Genomic DNA, 24,132 nt, shown 5'->3' on the forward strand with positions numbered 1-24,132 from the left:
GGTGGGGCAGATATCGGGCTTACCTTTGAACGTGGCCCGAATACCTTGCGTATTAGACCTTGTCGGGGGGCTTACCGCCCGCCACTTGCCTTTTGTTTGACCGGTTCTTCTTGTAGTTGCCGGCCACCAACCACTGCCTTGCCGAATAAACTCCCTTACATGCCCTTTCATTTCCGGTCGCCCGATCGCGCCCTGTTCTTGCTGATCATCGCCCTTTTGGGGACACTTGCCGCATCCCCCCTGGGTGCCCAGTCCTCAGCCGAAGAAATTGCCACCCTCATTGAAAGCTACCGCAACGACCGCCGCGGCCCGTACCGCGGCATCTTCTGGTTCTGTTCCGACGGCAGTCAGCGGGCGGCCCGCGACCCCTGTCCGAACGACGACAAGGCCCACCAGCACGCCGACTACCGGCCGGAGATCAAGCAGCTGATGCGGCGGGATCACCTCTTCTTCGGACAGATTCTGGCCGATACGAAGTATGACGACTTCTGGGACGCGGCCCACGACCACAGCCGCCTGAAGCAGTACCAGCTCAACAACTACCTGGTGGCCGTGGACAACGGCTGGATTCTCGAACAGGCCCGCTACTACCGCGGCGCCTTCCAGGTGGAGGATGAGGAAGAGTGGGGCCGCGCCTTTTTCCGCTGGTTGCTGGCCAAGGATGATGTGCTACGCGAGAACTTCTACCTCATCGTACAGGCCGCCCGTGACATTCCCCACCGCGGCGATACCGACCTGAACCAGCGGATTCGGGCGGTTAGCAAGGAGATTGCCGACAAATACCCCGCCTTCATGGACCTGCGCATCAAAATCCACGGACGTCCGGAGGGCGCGGACGCGGGTGCCGTGGAAGCCTTCATCGAGCAACACGCCCAGGAGCTCGAATCTCGCCGCCTGGCCACTCCGGCCCGCCAGCTGGTGACCGATATCCGTACCGCCTACGGAGGCAGTGACCTTGATAACATCAGTGAACTGCTCAAGGAGTTGCCGCGGGAAGATTCCCTGCGCGCCCGCTTGGCCGATTTCGTCGAACGGCAACAACGACAGGAAAACGGCGAAAACGACATCAGCCGCCTCACCGCCGCGGCCGACCTGACGCTGCAGATTCGCCGCGACCTGGTCACCCAGTCGCGCCGACCGCTGGACCGGCTGCGGCTGATCGATGTCCTGAACGAGCTCAGTGACCTCATCTTCCGCGCGGCCGTGAACTGGGAAGCCGAAACCGCCCGCGAGCAGATGGAAAAGATCTGCTACCTCGGGGAGGCGGCCACCGGCACCGGCTTTATCGAACTGTGGGAGTACGAGGCCGCCCTGGCCAACATTGCCGATCCGGGCTACCAGTATATCTGGCCGGAAATGATGACCGCCTACCTCGACAACGCCCGCCGCTTCGTGGAGTGGGGTACGGCCACCAACCGGGTAACCTACGGGGAAGTAGTCGAGCGCTACGCCGAGTTTGAACCGAAGGCTTTGGGCTTTCTCGACGACCAGATCCGCTCTTCCGTTCTCCTGCCCCTCGGCCAGGCCGTCGGCGAACTCGGAGACTGGCTGGCCCGCAACACCGACAGTGGAAACCGCCTGATGGACATCGAGGCCCAGGCCCAGGCCCGCGGACTCAATCCGGGCTACGCCCGGGGCATCCTCCACCTCATCGAGGGGGCACCAGACGGCGTGGAGGTGAACAACCGCGATATCTTTGCCTTCAGCCGCCCGCCCGCCGACCTCAAGCCCGTAGGGGGCATCCTGACGGTCAGCGAGGGAAATATGGTCAGCCACGTCCAGCTGCTGGCTCGTAACCTGGGCATACCCAACGCCGTACTCACCGACCGCCAGTTCGAGCAGCTCAAGCCCTACGACGGGCAGGAGGTGTTCTACGCAGTATCCAATGCCGGGTCCGTGGTGATGAAGCCCGTCAGTGAAATGTCGGAAACCGAAAAGAACCTGTTCGCCGTCCGGGAGCGCAGCCAGGAAAAGATCCGCGTACCCGTCGACCGCATTGACCTGGGCACCCGCGACGTGCTCAAGTTAAGCGAGGTGAACAGCAAGGATAGTGGCGTCCGCTCCGGCCCCAAGGCCGCCAACCTGGGACAGCTCAAGCAGCTGTTCCCGGAAAACGTGGTGAACGGACTGGTCATTCCCTTTGGCATCTTCCGGGAGCACCTTGACCAGCAGATGCCCGGGCAGCCGGCCGGGGTGAGCTACTGGGAATTCCTGAACAGCCGGTTCGCCCGGGCCGCGGAGATGGAATCGAGCGGAGCTACGCCGGCGGAAGTAGAACGCTACACCCTGGCCCAGCTGGCTACCCTGCGGGAGGCCATTGGCCAGATTCGCATCGAGGACAAGCTGATTGCCCAGTTGCGGGAAGGATTTCGCCAGCAGTTCGGGGGCGGCCTGGGGCAGGTGCCCGTCTTCCTCCGCTCGGACACCAACATGGAGGACCTGGATGAATTCACCGGGGCCGGCCTGAACAAGACGGTATTTAACGTAGTGGCGGAGGACGCCATTATCCAGGGCATCAAAGAGGTATGGGCCAGCCCCTACACTGAGCGCAGCTACCGCTGGCGGCAACGATACCTGCTGAACCCGGAAAACGTCTTCCCCAGTATCCTGATCATCCCCAGCGTAGACGTGGAGTACTCCGGTGTCATGATCACCAAGGGAGTAAGTACCGGCCACGACGACGACATCACGGTGGCGTTCAGCCGGGGCGCCGGCGGCGCGGTTGACGGGCAGGCGGCGGAAGCTTACCTGCTGGACCACACCGGCAGGTTCATCCTTCAAGCCCCGGCCCGGGAACGCATGCACCGTCGCCTGCCCGCTAGCGGCGGCAGTGTGATGGAAGCTGCATCCTTCGACCAGGCCATCCTGAGCCGCGAAAACCTCGTGGAACTATACGCCCTGGGCCAGAAAGTGGAAGAGATCATGCCCAAGGCGCCCGGGGTGAAAACCGAAGGGCCCTTCGACGTGGAGCTGGGCTTCAAGGACGACAAGATCTGGCTGTTCCAGATCCGTCCTTTCGTGGAGAACGACAACGCCCAGCGCTCGGAGTACCTCCAAAGCATCTCGCCGCCCAAGCGGGAGGGGGTTTACATCGACCTCTCTTCCAAACTGAAAGCGGGGGAGGAATAGCCTTCCTCCCCCGCTCTTGCGGCTGGTGACGTATTGCCTCAGGCGTCCTTGAACAGGCCGTGTAGCTTGCCGTCAACCATATTGATGACCTTGCCCAGGTCTTCCTTCTTGTTCACGAAGTCTACTTCATCCACGTTGATGATGAGGATATTGCCCTCGTGGTAATCGCGGATCCAGTCCTCGTACCGGCGGTTGAGCTGCTTGAGGTAGTCGAGGCTCATGGTGCCTTCGTAGTCGCGGCCGCGGTTTTCGATGTGGGCCACCAGGGTGCCGATGCCGGCCCGCAGGTAGATCAGCAGATCCGGCGGCTTAATGCGGCTGGTCATCGTGTGGAACAACTGGGTGTAGCTGTCGAAATCCCGTTCGGTCATCAACCCCATGCCGTGGAGGTTGGGGGCGAAGATGTGGGCGTCTTCGTAGATGGTCCGATCCTGGATGACGGGGTGGTCTCCGGTCTGGATGTCGATGATCTGCTTGTAGCGGTTGTGGAGGAAGTAAACCTGGAGGTTAAAGCTCCACCGCTTCATATCGTTGTAGAAGTCGCTGAGGTAGGGGTTATTGTCGGCACTTTCGTAGTGAACTTCCCAGCCGAAATGCTGGCCGAGCTGGCGACAGAGGGTAGTCTTGCCGGCCCCGATGTTCCCGGCGATTGCGATATGCTTGAAGGGCGATTTTTCCATAGACCCGCAAAGGTAGAAAACCCGCCCGCGAAAACCGGCATTACCAGCTCCATCCGAATCGCGCTTCGATCTGTACGACGGCGCCGCTGACGTCCTTGGCGGTCACTACTTGGGAATCCACGCCGCTGGCAAAGCGGTAGCCGCCCTCGATGCCGAGGCGGAACCACTGGAACAGGTTCAGCTCGGCGCCGCCCATCAACTGGCCGACCAGCATGCGGTCGCGGCCTTCGTTGGCCACGTCGATCCGCCCCGGGCCGACGATGGCGGTAAAGCGGGGGTGGATCACGTTGTCGGCCCCCGGGGTCACGCCAATGATGAAGCCTCCGTGGCGGAAATCATACTCTGGACGGCTGCCGATCAGCGGGGCTTCGTCGGTGGTGAAGGACTCGCGCGCCTTCCATCCGCCGTAACCGAGGAACACGTTATTGCCAAACTCGAGGCCGCCGAAACCGCCGCGTACCAGCGACCAGTCGTCACCGGTAGCGGAATAGTTATAGGTTGGGCCACCCCAGGCGCCGCTCAGGTCGAGGTCGCCGAGCAGGGTTTTTTCCCGGCGCAGGCTGTAGTCTTTGGTGGCCAGTGCTGGCGCGGCGGAGGTGCGGTAGGCGTATGCGGGAGCAACTGCCGTGCTGGCGTAGGCCACGTCCTGGGCCGAGAGGCCGACGGCGAAGAGGAGGAAAAAGAGGGTATACAGCGTCTTCATGGGTATTGCGGTTTAACTGTTCATGGCACCCGCGGGCCCGCCCATGGGAAGGAACAGCGGATGTTGCAATGGCGTTTGCCGAGGCCCAAAGGTTGCAGCGGGAAAGCTTAAAATCTGTGAGCAATCTATTAAGGTGGTCCTAAATTCGCCGGAGGGTGCCTTACATTGGCCAAAAAGTAAGCGGTATGCGGAAAGGAAGCATTTTGATCAAGGGCGGCACGGTTGTCAACCGGGGACAACGGCGGGTAGCCGATCTGCTCATTGAAGATGGGTTCATCACCCGGGTTGAAGGCAGCATCGACCGCCGGGTCGATCGGGAAATCGACGCCAGCGGCTGCCTGGTACTGCCGGGGGTCATCGACGACCAGGTCCACTTCCGGGAACCGGGGCTGACCCACAAGGCCAACATCGGCTCCGAGGCCCGCGCCGCGGTGGCCGGTGGCACTACCTCCTTCATGGAAATGCCGAATACCAAGCCTTCCACCCTCACCCAGCTCCTGCTGGACGAGAAGTACCGCATCGGGGCCAACACCAGTGTGGCCAACTACAGCTTCTACATGGGGGCCTCCAACGACAACCTCGACGAGGCCCTGCGCACTGATCCCGCTTCCGTCTGCGGACTCAAGATCTTCATGGGCAGCAGTACCGGCAATATGCTGGTGGACAACGAGCGAACCCTGGAAACGCTCTTCTCCCAGATCCCTCTCCTCATCGCTACCCACTGCGAGGATGAGGAGACCATCCGCCGCAACGCCGCCGCGGCCCGCGAGCGATACGGTGACCATATTCCGGTGCAGGAGCACCCGAACATCCGCTCGGCGGCCGGCTGCCTGAAAAGCAGCAGCCTGGCCATCGAGCTGGCCCGCCGCCACAACGCCCGGCTGCACATCCTGCACATCAGCACCGCCGATGAGGTAGGCCTCTTCCGCAACGACATACCGCTGGAAGAGAAGCGCATTACGGCGGAGGTCTGCGTCCATCACCTGACTTTCAACGCCGACGACTACGACCGCCTCGGCAACCGCATCAAGTGCAACCCCGCCATCAAGGCCGAACACCACCGGGCCGCCCTGCTGCCGGCCCTGTTGGACGATCGATTCGACGTGGTGGCCACCGACCACGCGCCCCATACGGCCGCCGAGAAGGCGCAGGAAGACTACTTCCAGGCGCCCGGCGGACTACCCCTGGTGCAACACAGCCTGGACCTGATGATGCGGCTGGAGCAGCAAGGGCTGATCAGCGTGGAAAAGATCGTCGAAAAGATGTGTCATGCCCCGGCGGTGTGTTTCCAGATCGACCGGCGCGGCTACCTGGACGAGGGCATGTGGGCCGACGTGGTGATCTACGATCCGGCGACTACCTGGACGGTGGCTCCCGAGAATATCCTGTACCACGTGGGGTGGTCGCCCCTGGAGGGGATGACCCTGCGCGGCCGGGTAAGGGAAACCATCGTGAGCGGGCAATTGGCGTACGCCGATGGTCGGGTACGCGATGAGGTAAGGGGGGAGCGCTTGGCCTTCCGCCGGTAAAAAAAGAACCCCGGTCATCCAGAGGATGCCGGGGCTCGTTCCAACTTACTGATACCAAATAAAAAAAGCGGTGCCGGGGTGTCCCGGCTATTCGTTAGGCCCAACAGCAAAAACCTTAAGTGGTTGGCTGCCGGGATTCCCAAAAATAAGCAACGCCTCCGGCCGGTACAAGCGACCAGTCAAAAAAGCCGACCCTTACGGTTGCTGCCGACGACCGATCAGGCGGCGGTAGGCGGCCGCGAAATCCGGCTTGCCGTAGCCCAAGGTGGCATCCGGCGCGGTGGCCTGGGAGGCGGTAGCCCGGATGGCATCCAGGATCTCCTGGTTGGTGGCCTCGGGCACGGCCTGCAGCAGGCAGGCGATCAGTCCGGTGACCAACGGGGCGCTCAGGCTGGTACCGTTGGCCCCCGTAAGGCCTTTGCCGTTGGCGGCTACGGCGGTCACCATCACGCCGGGGCCGCTCACGTCGGGCTTGATGCGGCCATCGGCGGTGGGGCCAAAGCTGCTGAAGTACGCCCGCTGGTCCGCGGCGTCCAGGGCGCCGATGCTGAAGGCCTCCTCGGCGTCGGCGGGAATGCCAATGTGCTTCCAGTCGTCCGCGCCACTGTTTCCGGCACTGGTCACCACGATCATCCCCCGGTCAAAGGCGTGGCCGATCGCGATCGAGGCGGGGGAGGTACGGCCGTTCAGGTCAGCGTAAGTGTAGTCCATACGCTTGTCCGAGAAGGTGGTATATCCCAGGCTGCTGTTCACCAGGTCCACCCCGGCGCTGTCGGCCATCTCCAGGGCAATGGCGTAATTGATTTCCTCGAGGCGGTGCTCCCCCCGGCTGTTCTCGGTTTTGAAGAGGAGGTAGCGGGCTTCCGGCGCCGTGCCGATGAAGAAGAAGGGGTGGTGAGCCGCCATGGTGCTCACCACCGTGGCGCCGTGGGTGGAACCGTCGAGGGCCGTGCTGTCCTGTTCCACCAGGTCGTAATTACCCGGAACCGCTTCCACCTGGTCATACCCCAGGAAGTCCTTGTAGCCCACGCTGGGAAAGCCCCCGTCGAAGACGGCCACCAGCACTCCGCGGCCCCTAAAGCCGAGGCGGTGGAGGCTGTCGCCGTTCATGCGGGCCAGGTCGGTAAAGCCGTATCCGTAAAAGGTCTCGTTCACCGGAACGCTGCCGACCACCGGTGCCGGCTGATCAAAGTTGGCCGGGCGGGGCAGGGTAGTGGACCGCTCGTACTGCCGGGGTGCTACGTAGTAGGTGGTATCCACGAAGGGCAACCGGGCAATTTTATCGAGTTGTTGCTCGTCGGCGGCTACGACCACTCCGTTCATCCACCGGCTGCGGAGCCAGATCTGGGCCCCCGCGGCGGCCACCGCGCGTTCGTAGTCGGCCTGAATGGGCAGGTCGAGTTCCGTCACCGGCGCGGCGATCTTATCCCGGCGCGCCAGGGAGCGGGTGCTGAGGAACTCAGTGGGGCGGTCCACGGAAAAGGGTGTGTTGGCCTTGTCGGCAAAGCCAACGAAGTACATCCCCGCGTTGGAAGTTTGCTGGGCAAGGGCCGGGGCCGCCAGCAACAGAAAGGGTAATAGCAGCAGTAGTCGCGACATGGAATTCATTTGGCGGGGTAGGTGTTGAGGCGTTTCTCCAGCAAACGCGGAATGTCCTGGTTTGGATTGTCCTGCAGTAGATGAATGTGCGCCCGCTCGTAACACTCCCGCCGTTCCGTCAGCTTGCGGTCAACCAGGGTGGCCAGGTCTTCCCCTCCGTGCAGTAGTGGACGCTTGTCCCGCTCCTGCGACAATCGGTTGACAATTATGGCCGGCGAAGGGTCCAGGAAAACGGTACGGCCGTGGGCGTTCATCCAGTTCATGTTGTCGTGCCAGCAGGGGGTGCCACCGCCGGTGGCCAGTACGAACATGGGCAGGGTGTCGAACTCCCGCAGCATCATGGTTTCCAAGTCGCGGAAGCTGTCTTCCCCCACTTCGGCGAAAAGTTCGGCGATGCTCAGGCGGGTACGCTGCTCAATGAACTGGTCCAGGTCTACGAAGGGCAGTCCCAGTCGCCGGGCGAGGCGGGAACCGACGTAGCTTTTGCCCGAGCCCATGAAGCCGGTAAGGAAGACGCGCATGGTGAGTGCCGGATTGTTGAAGCGGGTAAAGATAGCTTTGGAAAAGCGGCAATCCATACCGCAAACCACGGAATCGGGTTGGTGGGCGCTGTGTATCTTTGCCGCCTCAATCGTGTACGTATGCTCCGGATTTCCGTGATTCTTCTTTTGCTGGCCGGCCTCTGGGCCTGTTCCGACGCCCCGGCGGACGAAGGAAGCGTGGAGGAAAAGCCCGCGGGTACCACGGCCAGCCTGATTCGCAACCCCGTTGCCGACCAGGATGCCGCCCCGGCCGATACCAGCCTGGTGGCGAAGCTGACCTTTGAGGAACCGGAATATCACTTCGGTGAAGTAAAGGAGGGAACTACAGTGCGGCGCTCCTTCCGGTTCACGAATACGGGGCGGGCGCCCCTGCTGATCACCGACGCCCGCTCCACCTGCGGGTGTACGGTGCCGAGCTATCCCCGGCAGCCCATCGCACCCGGCGAGGGTGGGGTAGTGGAGGTGGTCTTCAATACCGCCCACAAGTACGGGCGGCAGCGCAAGCCCGTTACCCTCACGGCCAATACCTATCCGTCACTCACCACCATCTACGTCGACGGTACGATCATTAACGAATAAAAGGATTTTTGACTATGACGCTATTACTTCAAGCGGGCGGCGACCTGTTCACCAACGGATTTTTCATGATTGCCATGCTGGCGGTTCTGGTATTTACCATGATCATCCCCCAGCGCCGGCGCAGCAAGCAGCAAAAAGCGTTCATGAGCGAACTGAAAAAGGGACAGCGCGTCGTTACGGCCAGTGGCATCCTGGGCATCATCGACAAGGTGGAAGACCAGATCGTAACCCTGAACGTTGGTAATAAAACCTACATTCAGGTGACCAAGAACGCGATCTCGAAGGAACTTACCGATGCCATCTACCCTGCAAAGACTGAAGGATAGTATTCCCTTCCGGAATATGGCGGCCACCGACCGGCAGATCCTGCTCATCTGCATCGGGCTGGCCTTCGTATTCTGGCTGATCCTCAACCTTTCCCAGGACTACGAAATCACCAAGAACGTCCAGCTTCACTACACCGTCAGCGCGGATCGCGCACTGGCCGGATCACCCCCCCGCAGCATTCCGGTACAGATCCGCGGCCGTGGCTGGAACCTGATTTGGGAGAGCATGCGCGGCGGAGAAATGAACGTCGAGTTGGACGTGGGTGCCGACGAGGACTACCTGCTCAGTCGCAATGTGCTGGAGCAGCAGATTCGCCGCCAACTCACCAGCGGGGACCTGGAGATAGATAACATCGGCTACGATCCCCAGCGCATCCTCACCACCCCACGCGATGGCAAGCGGGTGCCGGTGGTTTCCAATGTGAAGGCCAGTTTCGGACCCGGCTACGCGGCGGTCAACGGAGTCTCCCTGAGTCCCGACAGCGTAACCGTAAGCGGGGCCATCGACGACCTGGAAGAAATCACCTCCTGGCCCACCCAGACATTGGTACTCGAAAACCTGGAGGAAAGCGTGCGGGCGGAGGTTCAATTGGAACCCGCCCCCGAGGGCTTGGACCTGAATTACGACAAGGTTGATCTATCGGTTGACGTTGAGGCGTTTATCGAGCAGCAGTTCCGCATCCCGGTGACCCTCTATAATGCTCCACCGTCGGACTCCTCCCGGGTGTTTCCCCCCTTCGTTACCGTCACCGCCACCGTACCCCAGCGCGCCTTTGGTACCATCCGGGCCAGTGACTTCCGGGTGGAGGCCGACCTGAGCCGAATGAAAACGAACGATCCCTATAATACGGTCCCCCTGAGCCTCACCCGTGTCCCGGAGAATATCAGTCAGGTAGAGTTTTCGCCCCGGGCCGTGGAGTTTTACATTTATAATCGTCCTGGATCCTGACTGTTCGTGAGCTGAACGGTTCGCGAGCTAAGCTCGCGGTCATTCCTTTGGTTATGAGGTTCCGGTTCGCGAGCTCGGTTCGCGAGCTCGGTTCGCGAGCTCGGTTCGCGAATGTTAGACCCCCCGAGCAAAGCTCGAAAACCAGCAACCCGAGCGCCAGTGAGGAAGCAACCAGAAACCAGCAACCCCCGGGCGAAGCTCAAAAACCAGCAACTACCGAGCAAAGCTCGGGCCTCATCACCGCGCCCGCATCACCGAGATCGGCATCTGTTCGTCGTAATTGCCCGTCAGGGTGGGGGTTTGCACGTTGCCGGTGTAGCCGCGCACTTCGCGGTGGACGAAGTTGAAGAGTTCCTGGATGGACACCATCCGGTCGTGGTTGGCGTCGGCTTCCCCCTTCATGCCACGGATGAGGTAGTGGCTGAATACACCGGAGCGCAGTCCGCCATCCTCGAGGCTGATTTCCTCTCCGCGGCTCGACATCATCAGGGCGGTGGAGGCTTTGGCGTTGGTGAGGGCCGAGTAGTAACCCGACAGGGCTTCGCGGTTGGCGCCCACGCCGCGGGCGACCAGGCTGCCACTGTGGCAGGCGTCGGCGATGACCACCTTGTGGCGCGACCGGCTGTTCTGCAGTACCTCGTGGACGTCCTCGTGGGCCAGGGCCCGGGATTCCCCGTCGTAGTCGACCGGCAGGAAGGAGCCCGGCAGACCGTGACCGCTGAAGTAGAAGAGGATGACGTCGTTTTCGTCGGCCTTGCGGTAGGTATCCCGCATGGCGGCCAGGATGTTGTCGTGGGTGGCATTCTCGTCGATCAGCACCTTCACCTGATCGTCAGAAAGCGCGCCACCTTCGATGCTCTTAAGGAAGGCGTAGAACTGGTAGGCGTCGTCGTCGGTGTACCGCAGGGTCTGCATGTGCTGGTAGTAGGCGGCGCCGACCACTACGGCCCACACCTTTACTTCCGGGTCGTAGGCGGCGGTGGCTTCGGTGGCGGGTTGGCCGCTAGCGGAATACATGCGGCGGAAAAGCTGGCCGTCCTTCCAGATGCCGCCTTCGATCTGCCCGTCGGCGTACTGCATGATGCCAAGTCCGTTGGGCCGGTGGTTGTGGAAGCGGCCGTGGTAGCTGTTGCCGTTGGGGAAGAGTACGGTACCTTTTCCGTCGGGGTAGCCGTTGCGGGTCTCACCGAGAAATGTGGTGCCGTCGGCGTAGGTGAAGCGCGAATTACCGTCCGGGCAGCCCTGGTCGCAGCTGAGCAGACTGGCAGTATTGCCTACGAATCCAAGGGCGGCCCAGTCTACCTTGGGAGCCCCGTTTTCCCACTGACCTTCGTAGACGGTCCCGTCGGCGTAGATCATTTTTCCGCTGCCGTTGCGCTGGTTGTTGCTCCATTCGCCGCGGTAGACGTCACCGTTAGCGAATTCCATGATGCCGTAGCCGTCCATGGCGTTGTGGTCCATATTACCCACGTAGTAGTCGCGGTTGGCGAAGGTGAAGGCTACTTCTCCCTGCAATTGATCTTCTACCCAGGTTCCGATGATCTCCCCGCCACTGGCGTAGACCACCTTGCCGCGGCCGTGGCGGCGTCCGTCGCGCCACATGCCGTCGTAGAGATTGCCGTTGGCGTCCTTCAGTTTGCCGTAGCCACTCTGTCGTTGTCCCCGGAAGTTCCCGGAATACACCGAGCCGTCGGGATAGGTAAGGGTACCCTCACCGTCGAACTGACCAGCCTTGAAATTTCCGGTGTAGAGGGCGCCGTCCGCGAAACGAAGGATGCCCTGTCCATCGTAGCAGTTTCCGCGCTGGCAGCGCCCCTGGGCGCAAAGAGCCGTAGTGCATAGGAGCAACAACGGCAGGACGAATGATTTTAACATGTTTGACGTGTAGAGTGTGTACGGTATCAGTTTCAATTCCAGGTCCAGTCCTCCCTGGCAGTCGTTTCTAGCCTCGACGGCCCGGGCGGTGGTAATACTAAAGCCTAAACGTTAGGTTCATTCTGAGAGAGACGCTGATCGCCGAATTACTGTGGGTGAGTTGGTCTATTAGCTTACAGATCACTCTTAAAATTGCGCCTTCTGACCGTAATAACAAGGGACTTTGACGGAACGGTAGCCTTTCTCCGGAGAACGGTATACCCACAACGGACCGCGGGGAAAAAAATATATAATTACCCCCTACGCCGTCACCATTACCTATTTTGGGGACTTACCCACCATATGCTATGCGATTTTACTCAGTCATAATTTTCTGTATTTGTATTCTCAATTTGAATGCCCAATCCGACGTCTATGAGCGACTGGATTTTCCGGAGAATCTTTCCTCCTCCGAAATCCTGAGCCCCCGGCAATTTTTGGGCTACCGGTTGGGGGAGCGGTTCACCGAATACGCGCGGTCGGTGGCTTACTTTGAATACCTGGCCGAACAAAGTCCCCGCATCAAGCTCGAACGCTACGGCAGCACCTACGAGGGTCGTCCCCTGATCCTGCTTACCGTAACCGATACCAGTCTGATGGGCCGGCTGGAGCAGATCCGCAACAATCAGCTGAAGCTGGTGGAAGGCTACCGGATGGCGGGCACGCAGGTGCAAGAGATCGCAGCCCAACAGCCGGTGATCAACAGCTATAGCTACAACATCCACGGCAACGAAGCCAGCAGCACCGAGGCCGCGATGCAGGTGGCCTATGAACTGGCAACCACCGAAGACCCCGATCTGCTGAACGCCCTCCGCGAGTCGGTCAACCTTTTGTTCGTCTGCATCAATCCCGACGGCCGCGACCGCTACGTTTACTGGTACAACGGCATGGCCCGGGCCACCGGCGGCGAAGAGCCCCGCGACCTGGAGCACTATGCCCCCTTCCCCAATGGCCGGACCAACCACTACTGGTTCGACCTGAACCGCGACTGGGTATGGGGCGTCCACCCCGAAAGCCGGGGGCACACCCGCGCCTACCAGCGCTGGATGCCGAACGTCCATACCGACTACCACGAGCAGGGCTACGACGCCAATTACTTTACCACCCCCGGCACCACGCCCCGCAACCTCCTCCTGCCCGACGCCTACGAAAGCTGGGCCGATACCTTCGGGCGGGCCAACATCGCCCAGTTCGACCAACAGGGCATCAGCTACTTTACCCGCGACCGCTTCGACTTCTACTACCCCAGCTACGGAAGCAGCTATCCCTCGGTGATGGGGGCCATTGGCATGCTCGTCGAACAGGGTGGCATCGGCGCCGGCCGCGCCGTGGAGACGGAGGACGGCTTCATTCTTACCCTCCGGCAGCGGGTGTGGGACCACTACACCACCAGCATCGCCCAGGTGAAGGCCGCGGCCGCCAACCGGGAGGCCCTGGTGAATTACAGCCTCCAGGCCTGGGATCCGCTGAACAGCAAGGCGGAAACCACCGCCTACCTCATCGAGAACGACGGCAGCGATTACTTCAACGATTTCCTCGAGATGATGCTCCTAAATGGCGTGGAAGTGGAGCGCACCCTGGAACCCCTCACCGCCCGCGGCACGGGGTACCGCGGCACCCGCGCCACCGCAGAAAGAACCCACCCCGCCGGCAGCCTCATTATTGCTACCGAGCAACCCCGCCACCTGTTCGTGAACAGCATCCTGAGCAACCAGATGGAGATAGAGGACAGCGTGATGTACGACATGAGCACCTGGTCGGCACCCCTGGCCTATAACCTCGAGGCCTTTCAATTCAACGGTCCGTTACGGGTTGACACCGAGGTGGTAAGCCTCATCGAGCGGGAAGGAACCGTAGCCGGTCCCACCAACGGCCCGGTTTACGCCTACGTGATCGACTGGAGCCAGCGCAACGCCCCCCAGGCCCTGGCCGAGCTGTGGCAAGCCGACGTGCGCGTCCGGGCGGCCCTGGAACCCTTCACCTCCGACGAGGGACGGGAGTTCACCGCCGGTAGCCTGGTCATCCTGCGCGGCCGCAACCTGGAAAAGGAGACTGAACTGGCACAGCTGATGCAGCGACTGGCTGAAGACCACGGCCTGCGCATCGAACGCTTCACCACGGGCCGGATGCGCTCGGGCCACGACCTGGCCAGCACCCGCAATTTCCCCCTGCGGGAGCCCCAGGTAGCCATGCTGGTCGACGAGCCTTTCGATACCTACACCAGCGGTCAGATCTACTTTCTCTTTGACTGGGAAACGCGGCTGCCCGTTACCCGGATTCGCACCTCCGTACTGCGACAGACTGCCGTGCCCAAGTTTGGCAGCCGCTATGGCTACGCCGACCTGAACGACTACGACGTGCTGATCCTACCCGACGCCGACCACCTCGACGCGGTATTCGGCAAGGAAGAGCGGGAAACGCTGAAGGACTGGATCTCCGCCGGCGGAACGCTGATCACGGTTGGAAGCACCGCCGAATTCTTCACGGCCGACCGCGACTTCACCGACCAGAAACTGAAGACCCCCGGTCGGGATACCTCGGAAGCCGCCGCCCAACTGAACTACCGGGAGCGTACCGACTATTACGGCAAGAAGAACGTGCCCGGCACCGCGCTGAACGCCACCCTCGATACCAGCCACCCCCTGGCCTTCGGCATGAAGGAGGAGGTGTATACCCTCAAGTTTGGCAGTTCCTCCCTCGTGCCCACTGCCGGCCTGCAGTCGGTAGGACGCTACGCGGTTGATTCCACCCAACTGCTGGCCGCCGGTTACGCCCCCGAGGCGAGCCTCAACCTCCTGGCCGGTAACAGCTGGGCGGGCGTCCGCAACATCGGCCAGGGCAAGCTGGTCTACCTGCTCGACAATCCCCACTACCGCATGTTCTGGCGCGGCCCCAGCCGCCTGATGCAGAACGCCGTGATGATCGTCCCGGGCAGTTAGTGGTCTACCAGAGCAGGCTGCGGCCAAAGGGCGACCGGTAGCGCCAGTCGCGGTCCCTGCGGTCCGGCAGAACGTACACCAGAAAAACCCCAATGGTGGGCTCGGTTTCCGGCACGGGAGGGTCGATTTCCCGTTCCAGGCGGAAAAAGGCCTCTACGCTGATGCGGGTAGACAACTGCTGTTCCATCCCGAAGGTGTAGCGGTGCTGCGTCCAGGCGTCGCGGGTGTCAAAGCGGTACCTGGCCTCGTACTCCGCCACCAATCCGGTGTGTTCCAACAGCTGGTAAGCGATGCCGACGCGGGGACGGACGGCCACTTCCGGTCCGGATCCATTGTCCGCCAGCGCGCGTTCGTACTGGGAGCGGACGCGCGCTTCCAAGCTAAAAGGACCCTCGCCCAGGGGGTGGGAAAAATTCAGGTCCGTAAACAGCCTTACGGTGGAAGGCTCGTCCGTATCGTACCGCGGCGTAAACCTCACCCCCGGGGTCACGTCGAGCCGGCCGACAATCCGGTGGTTGATCGCCCCCAGGAGGAGGACGCGGTTGTCATCCCCCGTATTGACCACCTGCCGGTGCTCCACCTCGAACTGATAACCCCAGTTGGGAGTGACCTCATGCTCAAAGGAGGCACCGGAAAACAGGTTCAACTGGGCGGGTAGCCAATGGGGAAGGGTCAGCAATAGCGACAAAAGCAGATAGGGACGCATGAGAACAGTAGGGTGGTCAAAGGTGACAGAGAAAGTAAACGATTATTCGGGATCAACTCATCGGAGTAATTCCCGTTGTACCGGCATTCACTCAGCATCCCAACCATGAGACACTGCCTTTTTGTTTTGCTCTGCACCTGCGGACTCGCCGCCTGCGCCGATAATAATACGCCCGCTGCGGAAGCAACGGAAGCTACCACTCCCGAGGAAGAAACCGTAAGCGAAGCAGTCACCGTCCACCCCGTCTACCACGGATCTCTGGTGCTCACCCAGGGCGAACGGACCATCTATATCGATCCCTACGGCGGAGCGGAGCGCTACGCTTCTTTCCCGGCTCCGGATCTCGTGCTCATTACCCATACCCACCCGGACCACCTCGACCCGGCCACCCTCGGCGCCTTCGACCTGTCCGGGGCTACGCTGCTGGCTCCCGCGGCCGTCATAGAAGCGGATTCCATCGTCCAGGCTTTCGCCGAACGCCATACCCTGGCCAATGGGGAAACCTATAATTGGCGGGACGTCACCATCGAAGCCATCCCGGCTTACAATCCCCCGCCCAAGGAGAATTTTCATCCCGAAGGAAAATTCAACGGCTACGTGGTGGACTTTGGCGACGACAACCAGCGCTTCTACATCAGCGGAGACACCGAAGGGGTGCCCGCCATGCGTGAACTCCAGGACATTGACGTGGCCTTCGTAGCCATGAACCTGCCGTATACGATGGACGTGGACCAGGCCGCCGAATCGGTGCTCGCCTTCGCCCCCCGCGAGGTCTACCCCTACCACTACCGCAACCAGGATGGATCAAAAAGTGACGTGGATGCCTTCCGGAAGCAGGTTACCGCGGGGAATCCCGAAATCCAGGTACAGCTGGGCAACTGGTACCCGGACGTAGAGTAATCACGGACAGGTATACTGCCTCGTGTCGACTACCCGCCGCACGGCATCGGCCCCCAATCCGCCGGTAATCTCCTCTCCCGTGGCCTCCGTAGGCAGCTGCCCGGGGTCCGGGGAGGTTTCCCAGGAATTGACGGTATAAGTACGGAAGCGGCGGTCCAGCAGGTCCCCGTTGCCGTAGAAACGCATCTCCTCCCGGATCTCATCGATGGTGGTCGGCTCCGTTTCGTTACCCGGGCCCCCGAAGCGCCACTCGCCGGCGGTCAGGTGAGCGAAGTACATATCCTCCCCGTCGTAGTAGTAACTCTCGGAAAGGGAAGCGTGGTCGCCCTGGGTAAATTCGTGGGCCGTCCGCACGAGCTCATCACCCGCGTAGCAGAAAATGAACTGACCACTGACGGGGTCATCTGGGCAGGTGTACCCCACGGTATCGCAGCGCAGCTGCCCGTTGCGTTCCATTTCCCGCGTCCGGTCGTAGCGTTTCTGACTCCACTCGAGTCCGGCGGCCGAGTTAGTCGTATATCCCGTTTGGGGCGTCGGGGCGGGCGGGGCAGCGGGCTCCTCGGGGCTGTCGCTACAGGCGGCCAGCAGCATGAGGGCGATATACGGTAGTAAGCGGGTGGGGGAGAAGGTCATGGACTGGATGGTTATACCGGTACATCCACCTTGCGGTAGGCCTCCACGACGGCGCGCTCACCGGTTTCCCCTTCCTGGCTGTTGCCGTGCTCCATGCCGTATACGCCCCGGAATCCTTTGTTGTGGATGTGGGCGAGTACCCGTTCGTAGTTGATCTCCCCGGTAGTGGGTTCCTTGCGGCCGGGGTTGTCCCCGATCTGGAAGTAGCCGATCTCGTCCCAGGCGGCGTCGATGTTGGGGATCAGGTTTCCTTCCTGGATCTGCTGGTGGTAGATGTCGTAGAGAATCTTGCAGGAGGGGCTGCCTACGGCCTGACAGATGGCGTAGCCCTGGGCGGCCTTGGTCAGGAAGAGTCCGGGGTGGTCGCGGTAGTTCAGCGGTTCCAGCACCATCACGAGTCCGTGGGGCTCCAGAATGGCCGCGCCCTGCTTCAGGGTTTCCACCACGTTAGCCATCTGGTAAAATGGCTCGAGGCGCATCTGTACGAAGCCGGGCACCACCGTCATCCATTTGGCGTTGCAGCGCTTGGCTACTTCCACGGCGTTGCGGATGTCGGCCAGGAAGGCCTCACGGTGTTCCCCAGCCCCGTTGGTCAGGGTGGGTTCCCGCCAGTTGATCTTGTTGGCTACGAATACCCCCATCTGCATGTCCTTCGCGGCCAGCAGCTCCCCGATCTTTTTCTGCATTTCCGGCTCCCGGCCGCCCATGCCGTTGTCCTCCCAGGCGTGGAAGCCCATATCGGCGGCCCAGCGTACCTGGTCCAGGTAATCTTCTCCCGCCAGGTTGCGGAACATACCGGCGTGGGGGGCGAAGGCCAGGTTGAAGCGAGTACCGTCGGGCGGGGTCGCGGGTGCCGGGGGACGAGGAGAAGCCGCCGCGGCCAGGGGAGCCAGTCCCAGGGCTGCGGTGGTAAGTTTAAGGGCGCTACGGCGGTGCATGATCAGTGTTTTCGTGGGGCTTAAACATACGTTGCCCGGCCGAGAATGGGAAACCGGAACCCGCTGGCGCAATCGATTTACTTTCTAGCGGGCTTGTTATCTTGCGTCATGCTGAAGTACATCCTGTTCTCCGCGGTGCTGTTCGCCGCCGCCTGTTCGACCGACCCCCTGGAAGTGCAAACCATCGAGACCGGGGAGCGGGCGCCGGACGACGGTCTCCAGCCGCTGGAGATGAATTCCGCCCCGGAAGGCTGGGTAATGGCCGACGGTGTGCTCACGGCCACGGGCCCGGCCCGGCTGGAATTACTGCCGAATCACGAAGCGGTAACCCTGGCCTTCAGTTTTCGCCTGGATGAGGAGGGGGAGGCCCGGCTGTTACTGGGCGGCACCCACGCCCTGACATTGCCCACGCTCGACCTCGATACAACGGTGAGCAAACGCGCGGAGGTTTCCGCGACCCCGGGGGTATGGCAAAACCTGGAGCTGGCCTACCTGCCCGCCCGCGGGCAAGACCCTCCCTTGCTGGTGGCCACCTACCTGAACGGTAACCTTATCTACTACCAGCAGCCCCTGCCCGCCACCGGGGGGGGAGCGGGTGGCCCCCTCACGTTGGAACTCCTCCAGGGGGAAATGTCGCTGACGAATATGCGCAGCCTCGGGCAAGCGGGCCGTTCCTCCGCCGTCGATAGTGCCGGTGAAGTTGAGCTGAGTCTGCCCCTCATCCGCTACGCCTACTACGACATCGCCGGTAACCCGGAGGATGTGACCGACTACGCATCCCTCACCCCGACGAAGCAGGGCTACATTTCCCGCTTCGACCTCGATGGCCTGCGGGAGAAGGGGAGCGGCTACGCCTTGCGGTTTACCTCCGAGCTGGATATTCCCAAGGCCGGCACCTACAAATTCCGCATCACTTCCCCGGCCTCCACCCGACTCTACATCGACGATGAACTGGTGGTCGACCTGGGCGGTCGCGTCGAAGGGATTGAGGGGGGAGGCTCCGTCGAGCTTGGTGAGGGAAATCACCGGGTACGGCTGGACCACTACCAGTTCACCGGCTGGAATCACCTGAAGGTGAAATACGCCCTGGAGGGACAGGAGTTCGCGAGCTTCAACGACATGCCGGAGGACCGGGCCGTGGCCACACCCCGCAGCGGAGAACCCCTGGCCATCGAGGCGGATGAGCGGCCCTACCTGCTGCGCAGCTTTCTGAATTTTCCGCCCGCCCGGGTCTACGACTACACCGACAAGCGCACCCACGTAATCAACGTCGGGGAAGCCCGGGGGCCCCACTACAGTTACGACCTACGCAACGGTAGTCTCCTGCAGGCCTGGCGGGGCCCCTACCTCGACGTGAGTGAAATGTGGGTGGGCCGCGGTGAGCCCCAGGTAGCTCGTGCCCTGGCGCCCGTGGTGGCCTTCGACGGCCGTCCGCAGTGGAACACGGATACCGACGCCTGGCCGGAACACGCGGAGGATTTCCACCACCTGCGCTACGAACTGGACGGCGCTGGGCGGCCAACCTTCTTCTTCGCTACCCCCGGAGGCGGGGAGGTATCCGATGAGATTGTACCCACCGACCGGGGACTGCGCCGCACCTTGATCAACCACAGCACGGACGAAATCCTGGTCACCAGCGTAGTGGCCGCCGCTGCCATCCGGGAAACCGGGAAGGGCAGCTTCGAACTGGTCGATCCGGGCCTGCAGGTCAGCATCGATCAGCTGGCCAGCGGCGGACTGCGCCTGCTCCGCGGGGAGGGTACCCAACGGCTGGTGGCCGAGCTTCCGCCGGGTGAGCAGCTCACCTATTCCCTGAATTGGTAATCCTTCCCTGTCCCTCCCTTCTCTTGCCCCGTCAAACTGTTACTCATGCGACCGCTTTTCCTTGTTTGCTGCCTTGCCCTCAGCGCCTTACTTCTGGCGCAGCAGGAGTCCGACTTCTACCAACTCGAAGCGGTGAACATCCCCGAGGAGATCAAGCTCGAGGTCGGGGGGATGGACTTCCTGCCAGATGGGAAACTGGCCGTAACCACCCGGCGGGGAGAAGTATGGATCATCGCCAATCCCACGGGCGAGGCCACCTATTCCCTCTTTGCCCGCGGGCTGCACGAACCCCTCGGATTGAGTGCCCGCGACGGAGCCATCTACGTTGCCCAACGCGGAGAAGTGACGAAACTCACGGACCGTGACGGGGACGGGACGGCTGATGTGTACGAAACAGTGTACGATATGCCCCTTACCGGCAACTACCACGAATACCACTACGGCCCCCTGTTCCAGCCCGACGGAAGCTTCCTCACTACCCGCAACGTAGGCTGGGAAGGCAAGGGAGTAAGCAAGTCCCCCTTCCGCGGCTGGATGATGCAGTACAACTCCGCCAACGGAAAACTTATCCCCTACGCCGCGGGCATGCGCAGTCCGGCCGGTTTCGGCACCAACCTGGAGGGAGAGGTTTTCGTAGCCGAGAACCAGGGCGACTGGATCGGCTCGGGGCGGATCACCCACCTCCGAAAGGGTGATTTTGCCGGCCACCCCGCTAGCCTGCGGTGGGCCGGGGAGCCGGGATCGGACGTCAACCTGAAGGAAAGCGACCTCAACGACGATTTCCAGACCATGTACCAGGCCCGCAAGGAGCTGGGCAACGTGAAACTCCCCGCCGTATGGTTCCCCCACGGCATCCTGGGCATCTCCACCGCCGCCATTCTGGCCGACAACACCGAAGGAGCCTTCGGGCCCTTTGCCGGTCACTTGCTGGTGAGCGACCAGGGGCAGAGCAAGATCATGCGGGTGGCCCTGGAGAAGGTGGACGGCGAATACCAGGGAGTGGTCTTCCCCTTCCGGGAAGGGTTCAGCTCCGGACTGTTGCGCCTGAACTTCGGCCCCGACAAAGCCCTCTACGCCGGACAGACCGCCCGCGGTTGGGCCGCAACGGGCGGCAAAGAATTTGCCCTGGAACGCTTGAAATGGACGGGGAAGGTACCCTTTGAAATGTACGCGGTGCGCGCCACGGAGGATGGCTTCTCCATTGAATTTACCAAACCCGTGGCGGCGGCAACGGTCCGCCCCTCCAGCTTCAACATCCAGAACTTCACCTACCGCTACCACCACAACTACGGCAGCCCGGTGGTGGACATCCAGGCCAATCCGGTAACCGCGGCGGAATTGCAGCCCGACGGCAAGACGGTGAGGGTGAAGGTCGACGGTTTCCGCCCCGGCTACATCTACGAGATCAAACTGGCCCGCCTGCGCGGTGCGGCCGGTGACCGCCTGCTGCACGACTTCGGCTATTACACCCTGAACGCCATCCCGGGTGGCGGCAGCGGATCAGCAGCGGCGACGACGGACCTCGCCGATGCCGAATCCTCCGCCAAACGCCCCATGGAGATGCCGGCAGACTGGAACGGGAAGTTCGACGAGGAAATCGTCCTGGAATCTGCCCTCGGCATGAAGTTCAAGCAACAATACCTCACGGCCCGCCCCGGGGCGCGCATCAAGTTCACCTTCCGCAATCCGGACGATATGGAGCACAACTTCGTGCTCACCAGCGGCAAAATGGGCGACCGGGTCGGCCAGGCCGCCCTGGCCCTGGGGCTGCAGGGGGCGGCTATGGACTACATCCCGGACATTCCCGAGGTACTGGTCCACACTGAACTGGTGGCCCCGGAAACGGAGGATACGATCTACTTTACGGCCCCCACCAAACCGGGTACCTACGAGTACGTCTGTACCGTCCCCGGCCACTACCAGGTGATGCGCGGGGTACTGGTGGTCAAGGAATCAGCGTCGCGGTAGCCATTGTTTGGATCAGGGCAGGCTCCTCCGGCCTACTCGGACGCTGATGGCGTTACCGCCGAAGCCCGTTGCGTTGACCAGGAAACTCCGAAGGATCTTTCCGTCCGCAAACGCTGGGGTGGCGGAAGGGTAGGGCGTCGCCAGAAACTCATGCCCCTGCAGCATGCCGATACCCCCCACCAGCGCCAGCGGTCCGCTGGCCCCGAAGGTGTGGCCGGTGGCCCACTTCAGCGAAGTGACCGGCACGGATCCGAAAACACTTTCGATCGCCACTCGCTCCGCGGCATCCCCCCGCGGCGTTCCCGGAGCGTGAGCGATCACGAAGTCTAATGCCCCTTCCCCCGTGGCCTCCCGCATGGCGTGTTGCAGGGCATCCCCTTCCCGGCTGATGCCGGTGGAGCTGCCGGCACGCTCCCGCGCGGCACCGAGCCCTTCCACCACGAATTGGTGGTGATCCTGCACCCTTTCCAGGGCCAGGAAGGCGGCTCCTTCCCCGACCACCATGCCCGACGGTGGATCGGCCAAGGGACGACAAGGTGGAGTACCGGCATCCTCCGGCGAACGGGCGTATACCCTCAGGGCTTCCATCTGCCGCAGGGTAAAGGGGGTGAGGGGGGCTTCCGTACCGCCCACCAGGACCCGGTCGGCCATGCCCGCAGCCAGGAGCGCTATTCCGTGGTAGAGGGCGTGAAAACCGCTGGAGCAAGTCACGCTGACGCCGGTGCTCAGGCTCCCCGTCCCGAAGTAGTCCGCCAGGGCAAATCCCAGGCTGCCCAGCGTAGTCTGGGGAGAAGTGCGCACCGGAGGCTGGCCCTCGCTCGTGTAGGTCGAAAAGGTGGACTCCCAGCTTTCGGTGGGGCCGCGGGAGCAACCGACCAGAACGGCAAAATCCCGGCTATGCCATCCGGCTGCAGCGACGGCCTGCTCCGCCGCGTGCAGGGCCAGCAGGCTGCCCCGGTCCAGGTGGCGCTCGGCGGCAAAGGTGGCAATGGCGGGGTGGGCGGGCAGTGAAGCGATGGCGTACACCGGTAAGCCGGTCGCAGGATCTACTTGCCACGCGGGGCGTCCCGCCCGGTAGTGGGCGTGTTGGACCTCAGCGGTGGTTCCGGCCGCGCTTACGGCTCCCGTTCCGGCGATGGCGTACTTCATGCGGAGATCTTTGCGAGGCCGGTTGTCAGGCCGTCAATGAGTTGCTCCACCTCACCTACGGAGTTGAAGGCGTGCAGGCAAATGCGCAGGCGCTCGGTGCCCGGGGGGACGGACGGACTGCGGATGGCCTTGACCAGCAGCCCCCTTTCGCGGAGGTGACCTTCGAGGGCCATCACCCGCTCGTTGCCTGGCAGATGAACGAGCTGGATCGGGCCATCGTTTGGTGCCGCCAGTTCTCCAAGGTGTTCAGTAGCCAGGGAGCGGTAGCCCTCAATCACGCGTTGCAGTTGCTGCCGCAACTCCGGCTGCTGTGTACCCATGAGATCATACACCTCGCGCAAGCCCGTCACGTAGGCGGGCCGGGGCGCGGTGGTGAAGATGAAGGGGCGGCTGAAATTGATCAGGTAGTCGCGCAGGTCATTCGAGCCCAGTACGGCGGCGCCGTGATAGCCGGGAGCCTTGCCGTAGGTGACCACTGTGGCAAATACGGCCCCCGCCAGTCCGAGCTGGGCGACCAGCCCGGCACCGGAGGGCCCGTCGAGTCCGATGGCGTGCGCCTCGTCCACGATGAGGTGGGCACCGTGGTGGTGGCACAAGTCCGCCAGTTCGGCCAGGGGTGCCCGGTCGCCGTCCATACTGAAGCGGCTTTCGGTGACGAAGAAGGTCTGTCCGTCGCCCCGCGCCGCGGTCAGGATCCGGGCGGCCTGCACTAGCGAATTGTGCGGGCACCTGCGCGCCGCCGCCCCGCTGAGCCGGATGCCGTCGCGCAGACTGGCGTGAATGAGTTCGTCGTAGACGATGGTGTCGGTGCGGCGGGCCAGGCAACTCAGCAGTCCCAGGTTGGCCGAGTAGCCACTACCGAACAGCAGGGCCGCCGGGAAACCGTGAAAGGCGGCAATGTCTGCTTCAAGTCCGGAGATGGCCGGGTGATCACCGGAGATCAGTCGGCTGCCGGGGGCGGTGTGTACCAGTTCGGAAGCGTGGCCGCGGCCGAGCAGGCGGGAGAAACCGAGGTAGTCGTTGGACCAGAAGTCGATCCCCGCGGGGTTGCCGGGCAGCCGCCGGAGGTTGCCCGCGGCCCGCAAGGCATCCAGCCGTTCGGTGAGGAAATCCCGGCCCGCCAAG

19 protein-coding genes are annotated in these 24,132 nt (G+C 62.4%); 9 read left to right on the plus strand and 10 right to left on the minus strand.

The window, feature by feature from the left end:
* Positions 1-159 precede the first annotated feature (159 nt).
* On the plus strand, positions 160-3,129 hold the full coding sequence (locus tag CGL56_RS10170) for a PEP/pyruvate-binding domain-containing protein (RefSeq protein WP_099106428.1): 2,970 nt from the start codon (positions 160-162) through the stop codon (positions 3,127-3,129).
* A gap of 38 nt (positions 3,130-3,167) precedes the next feature.
* Here the strand turns inward: CGL56_RS10170 and CGL56_RS10175 are convergent, their stop codons facing one another.
* Positions 3,168-3,809 carry a deoxynucleoside kinase gene (locus CGL56_RS10175; protein ID WP_099106429.1) on the minus strand — a complete coding sequence of 214 codons (642 nt, stop codon included), beginning with the start codon at positions 3,807-3,809 and terminating at the stop codon, positions 3,168-3,170.
* A 40-nt stretch (positions 3,810-3,849) separates the two neighbouring features.
* Complete coding sequence (locus CGL56_RS10180; protein WP_099106430.1) at positions 3,850-4,512, minus strand: hypothetical protein; 663 nt, start codon at positions 4,510-4,512, stop codon at positions 3,850-3,852.
* 185 nt (positions 4,513-4,697) lie between these two features.
* On the opposite strand from CGL56_RS10180, the gene CGL56_RS10185 reads away from it, so the two are divergent.
* On the plus strand, positions 4,698-6,041 hold the full coding sequence (locus CGL56_RS10185; RefSeq protein WP_099106431.1) for a dihydroorotase: 1,344 nt from the start codon (positions 4,698-4,700) through the stop codon (positions 6,039-6,041).
* 195 nt (positions 6,042-6,236) lie between these two features.
* On the opposite strand, the gene CGL56_RS10190 is transcribed toward CGL56_RS10185, so the two are convergent.
* Together CGL56_RS10190 and CGL56_RS10195 are read right to left on the minus strand one after the other, a co-directional pair.
* Positions 6,237-7,640 carry a S8 family serine peptidase gene (locus CGL56_RS10190; RefSeq protein WP_167641555.1) on the minus strand — a complete coding sequence of 468 codons (1,404 nt, stop codon included), beginning with the start codon at positions 7,638-7,640 and terminating at the stop codon, positions 6,237-6,239.
* Positions 7,641-7,645: 5 nt separating this feature from the next.
* Positions 7,646-8,161 carry a shikimate kinase gene (locus tag CGL56_RS10195; RefSeq protein ID WP_167641554.1) on the minus strand — a complete coding sequence of 172 codons (516 nt, stop codon included), beginning with the start codon at positions 8,159-8,161 and terminating at the stop codon, positions 7,646-7,648.
* Between the two features lie 120 nt (positions 8,162-8,281).
* Between CGL56_RS10195 and CGL56_RS10200 the strand changes: the two genes are divergently transcribed.
* The 3 genes from CGL56_RS10200 to CGL56_RS10210 are packed head-to-tail and all read left to right on the plus strand — an operon-like array spanning position 8,282 to position 10,036.
* Entirely contained in the window at positions 8,282-8,761 is a 480-nt protein-coding gene (locus CGL56_RS10200) for a DUF1573 domain-containing protein (RefSeq protein ID WP_099106434.1), read from the plus strand.
* A gap of 14 nt (positions 8,762-8,775) precedes the next feature.
* Entirely contained in the window at positions 8,776-9,087 is a 312-nt protein-coding gene (gene yajC / locus CGL56_RS10205; RefSeq protein ID WP_099106435.1) for a preprotein translocase subunit YajC, read from the plus strand.
* A complete protein-coding gene (locus CGL56_RS10210) occupies positions 9,056-10,036 on the plus strand; it encodes a CdaR family protein (protein ID WP_099106436.1) in 981 nt (326 codons plus the stop codon). Before yajC ends, CGL56_RS10210 begins: the two co-directional genes overlap by 32 nt.
* Before the next feature lie 237 nt (positions 10,037-10,273).
* Here the strand turns inward: CGL56_RS10210 and CGL56_RS10215 are convergent, their stop codons facing one another.
* Positions 10,274-11,911, minus strand: a complete 1,638-nt coding sequence (locus CGL56_RS10215; protein WP_099106437.1) for a caspase family protein — start codon at positions 11,909-11,911, stop codon at positions 10,274-10,276.
* A 392-nt stretch (positions 11,912-12,303) separates the two neighbouring features.
* On the opposite strand from CGL56_RS10215, the gene CGL56_RS10220 reads away from it, so the two are divergent.
* Positions 12,304-14,889 carry a M14 family metallopeptidase gene (locus CGL56_RS10220; protein WP_245183958.1) on the plus strand — a complete coding sequence of 862 codons (2,586 nt, stop codon included), beginning with the start codon at positions 12,304-12,306 and terminating at the stop codon, positions 14,887-14,889.
* Positions 14,890-14,893: 4 nt separating this feature from the next.
* Here CGL56_RS10220 and CGL56_RS10225 read toward each other — a convergent pair whose 3' ends face one another.
* Positions 14,894-15,595, minus strand: coding sequence for a DUF2490 domain-containing protein (locus CGL56_RS10225; RefSeq protein ID WP_099106439.1), 702 nt, complete (start codon positions 15,593-15,595; stop codon positions 14,894-14,896).
* Positions 15,596-15,700: 105 nt separating this feature from the next.
* Between CGL56_RS10225 and CGL56_RS10230 the strand changes: the two genes are divergently transcribed.
* Positions 15,701-16,495 carry an MBL fold metallo-hydrolase gene (locus CGL56_RS10230; RefSeq protein ID WP_099106440.1) on the plus strand — a complete coding sequence of 265 codons (795 nt, stop codon included), beginning with the start codon at positions 15,701-15,703 and terminating at the stop codon, positions 16,493-16,495.
* On the opposite strand, the gene CGL56_RS10235 is transcribed toward CGL56_RS10230, so the two are convergent.
* Both CGL56_RS10235 and CGL56_RS10240 read right to left on the minus strand, forming a co-directional pair.
* Positions 16,496-17,128 (minus strand): hypothetical protein, encoded by a 633-nt coding sequence (locus CGL56_RS10235; protein WP_099106441.1) that lies wholly within the window; start codon positions 17,126-17,128, stop codon positions 16,496-16,498.
* Positions 17,129-17,139: 11 nt separating this feature from the next.
* Positions 17,140-18,066, minus strand: coding sequence for a hydroxypyruvate isomerase family protein (locus tag CGL56_RS10240; RefSeq protein WP_099106442.1), 927 nt, complete (start codon positions 18,064-18,066; stop codon positions 17,140-17,142).
* A gap of 108 nt (positions 18,067-18,174) precedes the next feature.
* Between CGL56_RS10240 and CGL56_RS10245 the strand changes: the two genes are divergently transcribed.
* Both CGL56_RS10245 and CGL56_RS10250 read left to right on the plus strand, forming a co-directional pair.
* On the plus strand, positions 18,175-19,890 hold the full coding sequence (locus CGL56_RS10245) for a PA14 domain-containing protein (RefSeq protein WP_167641553.1): 1,716 nt from the start codon (positions 18,175-18,177) through the stop codon (positions 19,888-19,890).
* Positions 19,891-19,935: 45 nt separating this feature from the next.
* Complete coding sequence (locus tag CGL56_RS10250) at positions 19,936-21,858, plus strand: plastocyanin/azurin family copper-binding protein (protein WP_099106444.1); 1,923 nt, start codon at positions 19,936-19,938, stop codon at positions 21,856-21,858.
* A gap of 12 nt (positions 21,859-21,870) precedes the next feature.
* On the opposite strand, the gene CGL56_RS10255 is transcribed toward CGL56_RS10250, so the two are convergent.
* Positions 21,871-23,007, minus strand: coding sequence for a beta-ketoacyl synthase N-terminal-like domain-containing protein (locus CGL56_RS10255; RefSeq protein WP_099106445.1), 1,137 nt, complete (start codon positions 23,005-23,007; stop codon positions 21,871-21,873).
* Positions 23,004-24,131 (minus strand): aminotransferase class I/II-fold pyridoxal phosphate-dependent enzyme, encoded by a 1,128-nt coding sequence (locus tag CGL56_RS10260; RefSeq protein ID WP_167641552.1) that lies wholly within the window; start codon positions 24,129-24,131, stop codon positions 23,004-23,006. Before CGL56_RS10260 ends, CGL56_RS10255 begins: the two co-directional genes overlap by 4 nt.
* Position 24,132: the final 1 nt, after the last annotated feature.

The organism is Neolewinella marina, assembly GCF_002631205.1.
GTDB lineage: Bacteria > Bacteroidota > Bacteroidia > Chitinophagales > Saprospiraceae > Neolewinella > Neolewinella marina.

Coding starts and splice junctions, on each gene's coding strand:
- CGL56_RS10170 (WP_099106428.1), top strand. CDS start 160: ATGCCCTTTCATTTCCGGTCGCCCGATCGCGCCCTGTTCTTGCTGATC.
- CGL56_RS10175 (WP_099106429.1), bottom strand. CDS start 3,809: ATGGAAAAATCGCCCTTCAAGCATATCGCAATCGCCGGGAACATCGGG.
- CGL56_RS10180 (WP_099106430.1), bottom strand. CDS start 4,512: ATGAAGACGCTGTATACCCTCTTTTTCCTCCTCTTCGCCGTCGGCCTC.
- CGL56_RS10185 (WP_099106431.1), top strand. CDS start 4,698: ATGCGGAAAGGAAGCATTTTGATCAAGGGCGGCACGGTTGTCAACCGG.
- CGL56_RS10190 (WP_167641555.1), bottom strand. CDS start 7,640: ATGTCGCGACTACTGCTGCTATTACCCTTTCTGTTGCTGGCGGCCCCG.
- CGL56_RS10195 (WP_167641554.1), bottom strand. CDS start 8,161: ATGCGCGTCTTCCTTACCGGCTTCATGGGCTCGGGCAAAAGCTACGTC.
- CGL56_RS10200 (WP_099106434.1), top strand. CDS start 8,282: ATGCTCCGGATTTCCGTGATTCTTCTTTTGCTGGCCGGCCTCTGGGCC.
- yajC (WP_099106435.1), top strand. CDS start 8,776: ATGACGCTATTACTTCAAGCGGGCGGCGACCTGTTCACCAACGGATTT.
- CGL56_RS10210 (WP_099106436.1), top strand. CDS start 9,056: ATGCCATCTACCCTGCAAAGACTGAAGGATAGTATTCCCTTCCGGAAT.
- CGL56_RS10215 (WP_099106437.1), bottom strand. CDS start 11,911: ATGTTAAAATCATTCGTCCTGCCGTTGTTGCTCCTATGCACTACGGCT.
- CGL56_RS10225 (WP_099106439.1), bottom strand. CDS start 15,595: ATGCGTCCCTATCTGCTTTTGTCGCTATTGCTGACCCTTCCCCATTGG.
- CGL56_RS10230 (WP_099106440.1), top strand. CDS start 15,701: ATGAGACACTGCCTTTTTGTTTTGCTCTGCACCTGCGGACTCGCCGCC.
- CGL56_RS10235 (WP_099106441.1), bottom strand. CDS start 17,128: ATGACCTTCTCCCCCACCCGCTTACTACCGTATATCGCCCTCATGCTG.
- CGL56_RS10240 (WP_099106442.1), bottom strand. CDS start 18,066: ATGCACCGCCGTAGCGCCCTTAAACTTACCACCGCAGCCCTGGGACTG.
- CGL56_RS10245 (WP_167641553.1), top strand. CDS start 18,175: ATGCTGAAGTACATCCTGTTCTCCGCGGTGCTGTTCGCCGCCGCCTGT.
- CGL56_RS10250 (WP_099106444.1), top strand. CDS start 19,936: ATGCGACCGCTTTTCCTTGTTTGCTGCCTTGCCCTCAGCGCCTTACTT.
- CGL56_RS10255 (WP_099106445.1), bottom strand. CDS start 23,007: ATGAAGTACGCCATCGCCGGAACGGGAGCCGTAAGCGCGGCCGGAACC.